Source organism: Chitinophaga rhizophila (assembly GCF_019492185.1).
Lineage (GTDB): Bacteria > Bacteroidota > Bacteroidia > Chitinophagales > Chitinophagaceae > Chitinophaga > Chitinophaga rhizophila.
On record NZ_JAICCF010000005.1, the window covers coordinates 225,143 to 237,639 of the forward strand.

9 protein-coding genes are annotated in these 12,497 nt (G+C 46.6%); 3 read left to right on the forward strand and 6 right to left on the reverse strand.

The window, feature by feature from the left end; all coding sequences use genetic code 11:
* Positions 1–12 precede the first annotated feature (12 nt).
* The 4 genes from K1Y79_RS25240 to thrA form a co-directional block, all read right to left on the reverse strand.
* On the reverse strand, positions 13–1,020 hold the full coding sequence (locus tag K1Y79_RS25240) for a tetratricopeptide repeat protein (protein WP_220252994.1): 1,008 nt from the start codon (positions 1,018–1,020) through the stop codon (positions 13–15).
* 130 nt (positions 1,021–1,150) lie between these two features.
* Positions 1,151–2,458 (reverse strand): threonine synthase, encoded by a 1,308-nt coding sequence (gene thrC, locus K1Y79_RS25245; RefSeq protein WP_220252995.1) that lies wholly within the window; start codon positions 2,456–2,458, stop codon positions 1,151–1,153.
* Positions 2,459–2,464: 6 nt separating this feature from the next.
* A complete protein-coding gene (locus K1Y79_RS25250; protein ID WP_220252996.1) occupies positions 2,465–3,400 on the reverse strand; it encodes a homoserine kinase in 936 nt (311 codons plus the stop codon).
* A gap of 93 nt (positions 3,401–3,493) precedes the next feature.
* Positions 3,494–5,941, reverse strand: a complete 2,448-nt coding sequence (gene thrA, locus K1Y79_RS25255) for a bifunctional aspartate kinase/homoserine dehydrogenase I (protein WP_220252997.1) — start codon at positions 5,939–5,941, stop codon at positions 3,494–3,496.
* Positions 5,942–6,805: 864 nt separating this feature from the next.
* Between thrA and K1Y79_RS25260 the strand changes: the two genes are divergently transcribed.
* Both K1Y79_RS25260 and K1Y79_RS25265 read left to right on the forward strand, forming a co-directional pair.
* Positions 6,806–7,963, forward strand: a complete 1,158-nt coding sequence (locus K1Y79_RS25260) for a homogentisate 1,2-dioxygenase (RefSeq protein WP_220252998.1) — start codon at positions 6,806–6,808, stop codon at positions 7,961–7,963.
* Positions 7,964–8,224: 261 nt separating this feature from the next.
* On the forward strand, positions 8,225–9,217 hold the full coding sequence (locus K1Y79_RS25265) for an aldo/keto reductase (RefSeq protein ID WP_220252999.1): 993 nt from the start codon (positions 8,225–8,227) through the stop codon (positions 9,215–9,217).
* Positions 9,218–9,618: 401 nt separating this feature from the next.
* On the opposite strand, the gene K1Y79_RS25270 is transcribed toward K1Y79_RS25265, so the two are convergent.
* Together K1Y79_RS25270 and K1Y79_RS25275 are read right to left on the reverse strand one after the other, a co-directional pair.
* Positions 9,619–10,767: an FAD-dependent oxidoreductase gene (locus tag K1Y79_RS25270; RefSeq protein WP_220253000.1), complete on the reverse strand. Its 1,149-nt coding sequence runs from the start codon at positions 10,765–10,767 to the stop codon at positions 9,619–9,621.
* Positions 10,768–10,793: 26 nt separating this feature from the next.
* Complete coding sequence (locus K1Y79_RS25275) at positions 10,794–11,390, reverse strand: TetR/AcrR family transcriptional regulator (protein WP_220253001.1); 597 nt, start codon at positions 11,388–11,390, stop codon at positions 10,794–10,796.
* A gap of 235 nt (positions 11,391–11,625) precedes the next feature.
* Between K1Y79_RS25275 and K1Y79_RS25280 the strand changes: the two genes are divergently transcribed.
* A complete protein-coding gene (locus tag K1Y79_RS25280) occupies positions 11,626–12,210 on the forward strand; it encodes a TlpA family protein disulfide reductase (RefSeq protein ID WP_220253002.1) in 585 nt (194 codons plus the stop codon).
* Positions 12,211–12,497 lie beyond the last annotated feature (287 nt).

Sequence of the window (12,497 nt, forward strand, 5' to 3'; positions counted from 1 at the left end):
GAATATACTTGTTTATTTTTTTAGTTTGTCCAAAGCGGCTTTGGCTTCCTTGTAATCTTTCCTGAATGTCATCGCCTTGATGTAATCATCAATCGCATCTTCCTTACGTCCCAGCTGCTCCAGACACTGCGCCCTGTTATAATATGCCTCGGCATTATTCGGAGATACCTTGGCTGCCAGGTCAAAATAACGCAATCCTTCCTTCCAGTTCTTCTTCCGTACGTTGATCGTACCCAGGGCCATGTAAGACCTCTCATCATCCGGATCAGCAGTGATACTACTGTTATAAGCAGTAATGGCTGCGGCAATATTGCCCGACTGCTCATAGTACTGCCCCAGCGCAATCAATGGCTCCGCACTTAACGTATCCAGTTTCGCTGCCAGCTGATAGTACTTGGGTGTATTTGGTGAACGCCTTGTCAGCAACAGATCTCCCAGCTCCATCACTGCGTCAAAATCACTATGCAGGCCTGCCCGGTCAACGGCTGCTGTCAGGTGACTAATTGCCAGTGCAGTATCCTGATGCTCCTCTGCAATCCTTGCTTTCAGATAGTAGGCCTTATCATACGTGCCTGCCGACCGGGCCAGTACGTCAGCTACGCTATCGGCCGACTGATAACGTTTGTCTTCAATCATTGCAGTTGCCAGCCGGTATTGCAGATATGGATAACCAGGCGCTGTCTCCAAGGCCTTCTCAAAATGAGCGATCGCCTGCGGATAACGTTCCAGTACCAGGGCAGCTTCCCCTGCGCCCGCCCAGAAATCAGTAACAGCCGGTTTGATAGCTGCTGCTTTCTCGAAATCTTTCTGCGACAATGCCGGATCTGTATTAAACAGTATCAACGCCCGGCGGAAGTACAGGGCCTCGTTATCGGGAAACTGAGCGATTGAGTCCGTTAATGGTTGTACCAGCGGGGCATAAAGAGCTGAGTCAGCATCCGCTTTGGCGGCAGCTGCTTCCTGCTGGCCACCCTGACAGGAAGCAAAAAAAGGAATAGATAAGAGCAACAGGTATTTCATAAGACAATTATATAAAAAATGCTGGAAATTCCGCAGTTATGATAAAATGTAGCGGGGCTGACTGGTGGTATAAATAAGAATGGCCAACCTTTCGGTCAGCCATTCTGCCTGATCTTTATTGCATGCCGGATCAGTTGGCCGTCAGCCATTGCTTTAATGCATTATATTCAGCCGGGAGCTCAACAGATTGCTTTTCCAGGTCGTACAGCGACTGTACACGTTCCGGTGTAACAATTTTATCCTGCAGGGATACCGGCGCAGTATCGGCAAACTTAACCGGATGCGCCGTTTCAAGAAATACGCCTGCTGTATTAGCCACTGGTCCCGCGGCTGATAAGTATTTTTTAAGTCCGAGGTAACCCACAGCACCATGGGGGTCCAGCATGTACTGGTGCTCACGCCATACCTGTTCCATCGTCGTCACTGTATCTGCGTCGCCAAAGGACATGGAGGTCAGCTTCTCTTTCAATGCCGGCAAACTGTTCGCAAACAACTCCAGTATGCGTACAAAATTACTGGGGTCTGCCACGTCCATCGCATTGGAAAGGGTAGCGGTAGCCTTACCCGGCGTATACGCACCTGTCTGCATAAACCTGGGTACCGTATCATTCACATTGGTACTGGCTACAAAATGCTTCACCGGCAATCCCATGGCTGCTGCCATCATACCGGCACAGATATTACCGAAGTTGCCGCTGGGAACAGAGAATACGACATCACGGTGTTTGGCCATCAGCTGCTTGTATGCCAGCAGATAGTAGAACATCTGCGGCAGCCAGCGGGCAACATTGATAGAGTTGGCGCTCGTCAGCAGGCAATGTGCCTGCAGTTCAGCATCGAGAAACGCTGTTTTCACCATCCGCTGACAGTCATCAAACGTTCCTGCTATTTCCAGGGCTGTAATATTACCGTTCAGGGTGGTCAGTTGTTTTTCCTGTAAGGTGCTTACCTTGCCGGAAGGGTAGAGTATTACCACTCTGACACCTGGAACATTGTAAAAGCCTGCTGCCACTGCTCCGCCGGTATCGCCGGAGGTAGCTACCAATACTGTTACCGGCCGGCTGTCATTCCTTCTGAAGTAACCCAGGCATCCCGCCATAAAACGTGCGCCCACGTCCTTGAATGCCAGCGTAGGGCCATGAAACAGTTCCAGGGAGTATATGTTGTCTTCCACGTTTACCAAAGGAAACGGGAAACTGAGGGTATCAGCAATGATCTGCTTTAGTACCGCTGCAGGAATTTCATCGCCTACAAACGGTTGTATTGCTGCATAGGCAATGTCAAGATCATCTTTGTTAACGATATCATCGAGGAATGCCTTATCGAAAGCAGGAATACGCTCCGGGAAATACAGCCCTTTATCAGGCGCTAAGCCTTGTACTACCGCTTCTTCAAAAGATACAATGTGTTGTTTATTCTGCAGACTGAAATATTTCATAAGAATTTACGCTTTTGTAATTTTCACACCTTCCCTGTTTATTTGCGAAACATGGATTTTATAATCCACTCCCAGTGGAGCATATACCGTATCCATCATAGCCGCGACTTTGCGCGCAGTTTCTTCCCCTCTGCTCAACATAAATACGGAAGGACCTGAACCGGAAATACCTCCTCCCAATGCGCCGGCTTCCTTACATTTCACCTTCAGTTCATAAAACGCCGGTATCAGGATCGCGCGTACTGGTTCTACAATAGCATCTTCCAGTGAACGGCTGATCAGGTCATAATTTTCCTGGTACAGGCCTGCTACCAGTGCGCCTACATTGCCCCACTGGCGGATGGCATCTGTCATCAGCACTTTCTGTTTTAATATCTCACGCGCATCAGATGTTTTCACTTCTATCTGCGGATGTATTACGGTTACCCACAGGTCAGCCGGTGTATGCAGGCCAGTGATGTCAAGTGGTTTATAACTCCTCACCAGTGTAAATCCTCCCATGATAGCCGGTGCCACATTATCCGCATGTGCAGCGCCACTGGCCAGTCTTTCACCTTCCATTGCAAATCGTACCAGCTGCTTTTGTGTGAATGGTTTACCCAGCAGATAATTCGCGCCGGCTACAGCACCGGCTGAGCTGGCTGCGCTGGAACCAATGCCGCTACCTGGAGGTATGTTTTTAAACAGCTCCAACTCAATGCCCACATCCGGCTGTCCGTATTTCTGCAATAATGCCTGTATGGCCACGCCACACACATTCTGCGACGGCTCAGTAGACAAAGAAGCGCCATGTACTGCTGTGATAGTTACGCCAGGTTTATCGCTTCTGCGCATAATCATTTCATCGCCGGGTGCATCCATTGCCAGTCCGATAACATCAAAGCCGCAGGCCACATTGGCAACAGTAGCAGGGGCGAATACTTTTATGCAGTCATTTTCCATGAAGAGTCAGTGTTTAGTAATTTGAAGTCAGGCATCAGCACTAAGCAGCATACAGTATTATCTATGATACTTAATTCCTGATACCTAATTGATTTATCTCGCAGATCTGATGATATCCGCAAATATGCCGGAGGCAGTTACATCAGCCCCCGCACCAGCGCCTTTCACGATCAGCGGCTGTTCCGCATACCTGTTAGTAGTATAAAGTACGATGTTATCCTTTCCTTCCAGCTTGAAAAACGGATGATCAGGAGCTATCGACTGCAGACCAACAGAAGCCTTACCATTTTCATAGCGCGCTACAAACTTCAGGCGTTTGCCTTCTGCATCTGCCTTTTCACGCAACGCCAGGAAATGGGCGGCATGTACATCCAGCTGCTCATAGAAAGCATCTACTGATGGCGCATCCAGGGCCTCTTTTGGCAGGAAGGAATGATTGGTGATGTCGTCCAGTTCCATCCTGGCACCACTCTCGCGTGCCAGTATCAGTATCTTACGCATCACGTCCACACCACTCAGATCAATACGTGGATCTGGTTCTGTGTAACCTTCGTCCTGTGCAGCTTTCACAACGGTACGGAAAGATGCGCCATTCACGAAGTTATTAAATACAAAGTTCAGACTACCACTCAATACTGCCTCTATACTATTCACTTTATCACCACTGCGGATCAGGTCATTCAATGTATTGATAACTGGCAAACCTGCGCCTACGTTGGTTTCAAAGAGGAAGGACGCATTGTACTTACGTGCCAGGTCTTTCAGTGATTTATAGTATTCATAATCTGAAGAACAGGCTATTTTGTTGCAAGTCACTACCGATATACCATGTTGCAGGAACTCGCCATATATCGCCGCTACTTCCTTGCTGGCAGTATTATCAACAAATACGCTGTTGCGAAGGTTGAGTGATTTTATCTTTTGTGCAAAAGCAGTCATATCTGATGCCTCTCCTGCGTCTAATACCTCTTTCCAGTCAGACAGGTTGATAGCTTCATGGCCAAAGGCCATCTTCCGGCTGTTAGCAATACCAGCAACACGTACCTGTAATCCTAATTCGTTCACCAGATATTTATGCTGCTGACTTAGCTGCTCCAGTAGCTTGCCACCTACATTGCCTACACCTGCTATGAATACGTTGACCTGTTTCACCGGCTCTTCAAAGAAGGCTTCATGTATAACGTTCAGCGCTTTTTTTACATCGCCTTTATTGATCACTACAGAAATGTTCTTTTCAGTAGAACCCTGTGCAATCGCGCGGATGTTAACACCATTACGTCCCAGCGCTGCAAAAAGTTTTCCGCTGGTGCCATGGTGGTTTTTCATCTTGTCACCCACCACTGCCACGATGCTCATATCCCGTTCAACAATCAGTGGTTCTATACGTTTCTCTAATATCTCCTGCGAAAACTCGCTGTCTACTGCAGTCTTAGCTTTCAGCATATCTGCTTCATGTATGCCGACAGTTATAGAGTGCTCTGATGAGCTCTGGGTGATGAGTATCACATTCACTCTTTCAGTCAGTAATGCTTCAAACAGGCGTTTGGAAAAACCTGGTATACCTACCATGCCACTGCCTTCCAGTGTAAGCAGCGCTATTTTCTGTATACCGCTGATACCTGTTACCGGGTATACACGTCCATCGCCATCCTGAGAGTGAATGAGCGTGCCGTAATCATCCGGAGCAAAAGTATTTTTGATCCAGATAGGAATACGTTTATCCATTACCGGTTGTATGGTTGGTGGATAGATCACTTTAGCGCCGAAGTGAGACAATTCCATTGCTTCTTCGTAACTGATGTGTGGAATAGGTATTGCCTGTGAAACTATGCGGGGATCTGCAGTCATCATACCACTAACGTCTGTCCATATATCCAATACTTCTGCATGCAGTGCAGCAGCTATGATAGCGGCAGTGTAGTCAGATCCGCCGCGACCAAGTGTGGTGGTCTCATTGTCACTGGTTGCCGCAACAAAGCCTGGCAGTACAAAAAAGTCTGCTGTCTGCTGCTGATAGTATTGGGTAGTCTGATGGTTAGTTGCCAGAAAATTGACAGCTGCATTACCGAAATTGTTATCTGTAACGATCAGTTCACGACTATCTTTCCATACGGCATTCAGTCCGGCGGATTTTAGTTTCTCTGCCAGCAGATAAGAGGAGACAAGTTCTCCGAAACTCATAATTTTATCCAACGACCGGGCACTCAGTTCTCCCACCTGAAATATTCCATCGCAAAGGGTTTCAAGGGTATTCAGGCGTTTCTTTACCTGGCTGATGATGCCACTTTGTACGGTAATAGGGAAGAGGGTGCGGATTGTTTCCAGGTGCCTGGACTCAATCTCCGCTAATACGTTTCTGTATTGTTCCTGTCCTTGTCCTGCCAGCTGACCACATTGTATCAGTTTGTCAGTAATGCCGCTCATGGCAGATGCAACAATGGTAAATCTTCCGTTGGGTTGTTTGTTACGGATGATATTGCAAACCTGTTCTATAGACTGGGCGCTTCCCATGGAAGTTCCGCCGAATTTTAATACTTGCATGTGAGAAGATGTTAATACGAAAAAATGCCTGATCCCTTACCGGGTGTACCACCGAAGTGGTCGTTGGATGATATGTGAATATTAACCCCGCAGCGGGGTTGTAATAGATGTAATTGTAATAGTGCTGATTCCCGCCCCGGAGATGGCGCGAGTTGCAGAAGTGAAGTATGTAACTATTGGTAGCACTATTTAAAACAATTTACTTTTCGCAAACAAAAGTGCACAAATACTTTCAGATTAACAAATGAATTGTCAAAGTTTTGAAATTATTTAAAATAGATCGGGTGAATTTGAGAAATTTTCCGGGTATAAGGCTGTACCGGACAACTTTCCGGTCTTTTATTACATAGATACTGCTGTAGGCCGGCACCAGTCCTGAAGACGGTACCGCACACTGGCCCGAACAAAGACGGAACGTACACGGAATCTTAAGCCTACCTTGTTTTAAATGATATGCATAGTACAGGGGTAGTCCAAGGGTAGTCCAAGCGACCTCCAAGCGACCTCCAGGCAAAGTCCGGGAGAAGTCGGCATACCAACCAAAAGATCCTGATTATCCCTATATTTGTAATAACCACGTTAGACATGCCTTATTTCCGCAACTTCACATATTACATAGATAAGCGCCGCTGGAAGTACTGCTTCCTGCTGGAGGGAATCGTAAGCCGGTAGAGCGTTTCAGGATATGCTACCGCCTTATAAGCCTATCAGCAACAAAGGGTGTGTGACTGTCCTGCCTCACTACAAACCTCAGATCCGCAGGTTAATACCCCGGACCTCACCAAAACAATATATTGTCACAAAATTGTCAGACGGTATTCCGCGTTCACTCATCCGGGATAACTGTCTGAAAAACCATCCATCATGCCGCATTATCATAAACTGGGAAACGTTCCCCACAAACGCCATACGCAATTCCGTAAGCCTGACGGTACCCTGTATTCAGAACAATTGTTTTCGACAGAAGGCTTCTCTTCCAATTCAACATTGTTATATCATTGCCATCCACCTACAGAAATCATGAAAGTAGATGAGCCCTATAGCGTAGCACCCAAAGTGGCGGAAGAAAAAATGTTGAAACACCGCAGCTTTCAGGGATTCAGTATCCAACCGGAAGATGACTTTCTGCAAAGCAGGAAACCAGTACTGGTTAATAACGACTGCCATATCGTACTCGCTGCGCCACGGCAGAGTATGACAGACTATTTCTATAAAAATGCAGATGCTGATGAACTGATCTTCATACACGAAGGCGCAGGAGTGCTCCATACACAATATGGTCAGCTATCTTTCGGATACGGCGATTACCTGCAGATTCCCAGAGGCACCATCTACCAGATGAAATTTACTGGGGCTGACAACAGGCTGTTTATTGTTGAATCGTTCAGTCCTATCCGTTATCCAAAGCGATACCTGAGTCAATACGGCCAGTTGCTGGAACATGCGCCTTATTGCGAACGTGACATTCGTCAGCCACAGAACCTCGAAACGATCGATGAAGCCGGGGATTTCCTGATCCGCATAAAAAAGAAAGGAGTGATGTATCCCATTCATTACGCACACCATCCGTTTGATGTAGTAGGATGGGATGGCTACGAATATCCTTTCGCATTTTCCATTCATGACTTTGAACCTATCACCGGCCGTGTACATCAGCCACCTCCGGTACACCAGACCTTTGAAGCACACAATTTTGTAGTATGCTCGTTTTGTCCGCGGTTGTACGACTACCATCCACAGGCAATTCCAGCCCCTTACAATCACAGCAATATAGACAGTGATGAAGTACTCTATTATGTTGATGGCGACTTTATGAGTCGTAAACACGTCACCAGGGGCATGATCACACTTCATCCGGGCGGTATTCCCCATGGTCCTCACCCGGGCGCTGTAGAAAAGAGTATTGGTGCAAAAGAAACAAAAGAACTGGCAGTGATGGTCGATACGTTTCATCCCCTACAGATCACCGAAGAGGCCCTGGGAATAGAGGATGAAGCATATACCATGAGCTGGAAAAGTTAAGCAGTAAACATTCACCGGCACTCATAAAGCATAAAAAATAGCGCTTGAAGAAGGTGAGCAATGTCAGGCATAGCACAACTATCTTAAACCATAGTAGCGACTACTGGCGGGTATGAACTATCTTCATACCACGAAGGTATATCGGTATGATGAAGCAATAGCAAACAGGGGAGACAGTTATAACAGTCTTATCAGCAACTGATGGCTCATTCTTATATACCGGTATTCACCAATGTTTAAACGCGAAAAATAAATACAAAAATGGAGTACAGGCAATTAGGCGACAGTGATCTGAAAGTATCGGCCATTACCTTTGGCGCATGGGCTATCGGCGGCTGGATGTGGGGTGGTACAGAAGCAAATGATGCAGTTAAGGCAATCCGTGCATCTATAGACGAGGGCGTTACTGCTATTGATACCGCACCGATCTATGGACAAGGACTAAGCGAAGAGTTAACGGGAGAAGCGCTTAAAGGACTGGACAGATCTAAAGTACAGATACTGACAAAATTCGGTATGCGCTGGGATCTAGCTAAAGGCTCCCTTGCCTTTAACAGTAAAGATAACGCAGGCAATGCTATTGATATCTACAAGTATGCAGGCAAGGAAAGTGTGATTGAAGAGTGTGAGAACAGTCTGAAAAGATTGGGCACCGATTATATCGACTTGCTGCAGATACATTGGCCGGATGTGACTACCCCTATTGAAGAGACCTTTGAGGCAGTGCTACGTCTGAAGGAGCAGGGTAAAATCCGTGAAGCTGGTGTGTGCAATTATAATGTTGCTCAGATGAAAGAAGCAGATGCAGTTGTGAAACTTGCCTCTAACCAGGTGCCGTTCAGTATGGTGGAAAGGAATATCGAAAATGAACTGGTGCCTTATTGCATCGAGCAGAAGAAGGCTATACTGGCTTACAGTCCGCTGCAAAGAGGTATACTTTCCGGTAAGATCAAACCCGGCCATCAGTTCGGGGAAGGAGATACACGTGCAGGATCTAAATTCTATCAGGCAGATAATCTGACCCGTATCAATGCATTCCTTGATCACATCAGGCCGATGGCAGAAAGTAAAAGCGTGTCGCTGGCACAGCTGGTTATCCGCTGGACAATTGATCGTCCGGGTATTACGGTTGCATTAGTAGGCGCTCGTAATGCAGAACAGGCTATTCAGAACGCCAGAGCTATCAACGTTAAACTGAGCGCTGAAGAAATAAAGTATATCAACGATAAATTGTACCAGCTACAGCTTGTATAGATAACAGTCACTATTGCCATTTTATGTAATAGTGAACGAGGATTGGCCCTGCTATAACAAAGGCTTTTGCCCGTTATCAGAAATACAGATAATACCAGTTGTTGCAGTTTGTTGTAACAGTATAAAAGAAAGGGTCGTTCAGTAAGAGCGGCCCTTTCTGATTATATGCAGTATAGCTAGGTCACTACAGTCCTTCCTGAAAGAACTGATAGACCGGGCCACACACTCGCTGTATCTTACATATAAGCGTTGCGCATATACAGCTGGAAAGAGATGTACTACGCGCACGAATAGTAAGAAGAGCAATGTGTGAAAAATCCTGTAAGCTCTTTATGAATATGCAGGTCGCAAAGTGGCATACCGAGGTATTGCAGCCGGAAAAGGGTAGTACATGTCAGCTATCAGCTGACAGTTTGCAGGAGGTACGACAAGGCATCAGGGGCGTGTAATGCATTGGTTGACTCGATGGTCAGTTCAGCTGTAGCAGCCGCACGGGTGCGCATACTTATCTCATAAGCTGCAATGGCACTACGGGTATCCGTATAAATTTCATCTGTGAGGCAAAGGCCCAGTTCCAGTGCATCTAACATTGCCATGTTCACGCCCTCACCGGCATACGGAGGCATCAGGTGAGCAGCATCTCCAATCATAGTCAGGTTAGGTAACGCCTCCCAGGTCTGATCTAACGGCATGCAGTATTGCGGCCGTGGGATAAAAGGAGCCGCAGCATTTTCAAACAGTTCATGCCAGATGTTATGCCATCCCGGGAAGGTTGCTTTGAACCAGGCCAGTACCTGCAACTTATCTGAGAAGTCTATGCCGGATGTTTTTACCCAGTCTTCCGAAGTTTTACAGCCCGTATAAAACACCAGACTTCCGTCACCTTTGGAACTTACAATCAGTGATTTATCCTCTCCCAAGATGAAGAGTTTACCATTGTTTAGCAGCTGATGTATCTGCGGACTATTCTTTGCCGAGTCATATACCGTTCCTTCCACCATGGTGATGCCTGCATAGAATGGTTTTACTGGCGTGATGTATGGGCGGATACGCGAATTGGCACCATCAGCAGCGATTACGATATCAGCAAAAGCAGTAGTGCCATCTTTGAAGTTAAGCTGCCAGGAATCATTGATGGGCGTTAAAGAAACAAGCTGGCTATTCCATACAACCGTGTCTGGGTGAAGAGATTCCAGCAGTATTTTTTTTAGTGGTCCGCGGTCTATTTCCGGGCGGTAACCTTTTACAGGGCCGGCATCAGCGTTGGCGTACTCCTGGATGATATTAGCGTCTTTGTCGCAGATGCGCATGTTATCTGCACCCGGACGGAAGTTTGCTTTAAAAGCGTCCATTAGTCCGGCAACCTCCAGCGCTTTTAGCCCTGATTCATAATGCAGGTCCAGCGTAGCGCCCTGCGCCCTGGCGTCTTTATGCACGTCTCTTTCATACACGGTAACGGTTGCATGCCGCATCTGTAGTATTCTGGCCAGGGTAAGGCCACCCGGGCCACCACCGACGATAGCAATTTTCTTGTTGAAAATGTTGTTCATATGATATGTTTTAAAGTAGGAGGTTTTTACACCAGCAGTCCGTTGACCACAGCCTCGCAGCTATCTGCAAGTACTTTATCCGTGATGATTTGTTTAGGCCGCGTTGTGTGTTCAAAGTATTCGTTAATCAGGTCAAACAGCGGCGCAAAGAGGATGGCCCTGTACGCAGCAACAGGTAGTTTGATGATATTGCCGGCTTTCATATGCAGTTGCAGGAACTGGTGTATCGGCGTGAAAAAATCACCTTCTTTGATATCGCGGTCCTGGTATGCTTTATTCAGTAGGGGAGAGGATTTCCCGTATTGCATGAGTACATAGTAATGCCGGTTCTCTTTGAAGTAGCGGAAGCTGTTGGTCCATATTTTCTTAACACCTTCAGCAAACCCCATATCCGGATTGAATTTTTCCATCACAGCTTTCTCGTATGAGCCAAGTACTTCGTCAATAAACAGTTTTATCAGGAAGTCTTCCTTGTTTTCATATTTGATGTAGATGGTTCGTGGCGATACGTTGGCGGCTTTTGCCAGCTTCTGCATACTCAGGTTTTCCAGGCCTTCTTCTGCGATGATCTGCAGGGCAATGGAACGGATGGCTTCTTCTTTTTCCAGGTTCTTTGGTCTCATGACAATATTCTTTTTCCTGTTCGGCAAGACAAAAGTAAGTAAACATTCATTTACTTACTAATTATTTTTTCATTGTAGGGTGTTTTTATGCTGAGGTGATAAGCATGATGGTATAATATTGCTGGCCGGTTTCCGGCGAAAATCTGCCGGGAACAGCCAGGGGAGGGGTATACAGGCTGAGATGTGGTTGCTGCTGAAAAGTCGTATTTTTACGGTAACAAGCATAAATAAACGTATGGGTATAAAACGCTTCTTTTCTTTGTCTAACATCATGTCTGGTATCATGACTATTTTCCTGGTGCTGATGCTGGTTAATCCTTCCGTCAAAGCAGCGGTGATGCAGGGATTGATGAAGGTGGGACTGTTTCAGCCAGGGGTAACGGAAGCGGAAACAGTAGAGATGGAGGCAGCGCCGGATATGGCGTTTTCAGATGGAAACGGGAATAGTTTCACCCTGTCTTCGCTGAGAGGAAAGGTGGTGTTTCTGAACTTCTGGGCAACCTGGTGCCCGCCATGCCGGGCAGAGATGCCATCTATCAATACTTTGTATAAGAAGTACAAGGACGATAAGAACGTCGTATTTCTGACGGTAGATACGGACGGAAACTATAAAAAGGCGAAGCACTTTATTACCAAACATAAGTATGATTTGCCGGTGTATGTGGCAGATAGCAGGATACCCGGGGAACTACTAGGCAAGTCTATTCCTACCACGGTGATCATCAGCAAGAGTGGTAAGGTGGTATACCGGCAGGAGGGAGCGGCAGACTATGGCAATGACAAGTTTACTGACTATTTCGGTCAGTATATCCGCAAGTAGACAGGCCGGTTGCCAGGGCTATTTGTATAGTCAGATAAGTGCTTTTCCGGGCATATGCTGAGGATTCCCGGAGGTACTGTTACCCCTCAATATTTATTTGGATTTCATATTCTGAAATGCTAATATTGCATTAGCAACTAATTTATGCTTCACCTGCATACATACCATAAAATTTCCGATCAGCGTCACAGCAAGTACTACTTCCTGATGGCAACGCTGGCTATGGATTCTGCTCGATCCTGAGCGCAGGTATGACACTGCCTTTTACGGGCGTTCTGTTATTATTT

What these genes read in the sequence shown, in the direction of transcription:
- K1Y79_RS25260 (WP_220252998.1), top strand. Translation starts at nt 6,806, where the DNA reads ATGCCGCATTATCATAAACTGGGAAACGTTCCCCACAAACGCCATACG.
- thrC (WP_220252995.1), bottom strand. Translation starts at nt 2,458, where the DNA reads ATGAAATATTTCAGTCTGCAGAATAAACAACACATTGTATCTTTTGAA.
- K1Y79_RS25280 (WP_220253002.1), top strand. Translation starts at nt 11,626, where the DNA reads ATGGGTATAAAACGCTTCTTTTCTTTGTCTAACATCATGTCTGGTATC.
- K1Y79_RS25250 (WP_220252996.1), bottom strand. Translation starts at nt 3,400, where the DNA reads ATGGAAAATGACTGCATAAAAGTATTCGCCCCTGCTACTGTTGCCAAT.
- thrA (WP_220252997.1), bottom strand. Translation starts at nt 5,941, where the DNA reads ATGCAAGTATTAAAATTCGGCGGAACTTCCATGGGAAGCGCCCAGTCT.
- K1Y79_RS25240 (WP_220252994.1), bottom strand. Translation starts at nt 1,020, where the DNA reads ATGAAATACCTGTTGCTCTTATCTATTCCTTTTTTTGCTTCCTGTCAG.
- K1Y79_RS25265 (WP_220252999.1), top strand. Translation starts at nt 8,225, where the DNA reads ATGGAGTACAGGCAATTAGGCGACAGTGATCTGAAAGTATCGGCCATT.
- K1Y79_RS25270 (WP_220253000.1), bottom strand. Translation starts at nt 10,767, where the DNA reads ATGAACAACATTTTCAACAAGAAAATTGCTATCGTCGGTGGTGGCCCG.
- K1Y79_RS25275 (WP_220253001.1), bottom strand. Translation starts at nt 11,390, where the DNA reads ATGAGACCAAAGAACCTGGAAAAAGAAGAAGCCATCCGTTCCATTGCC.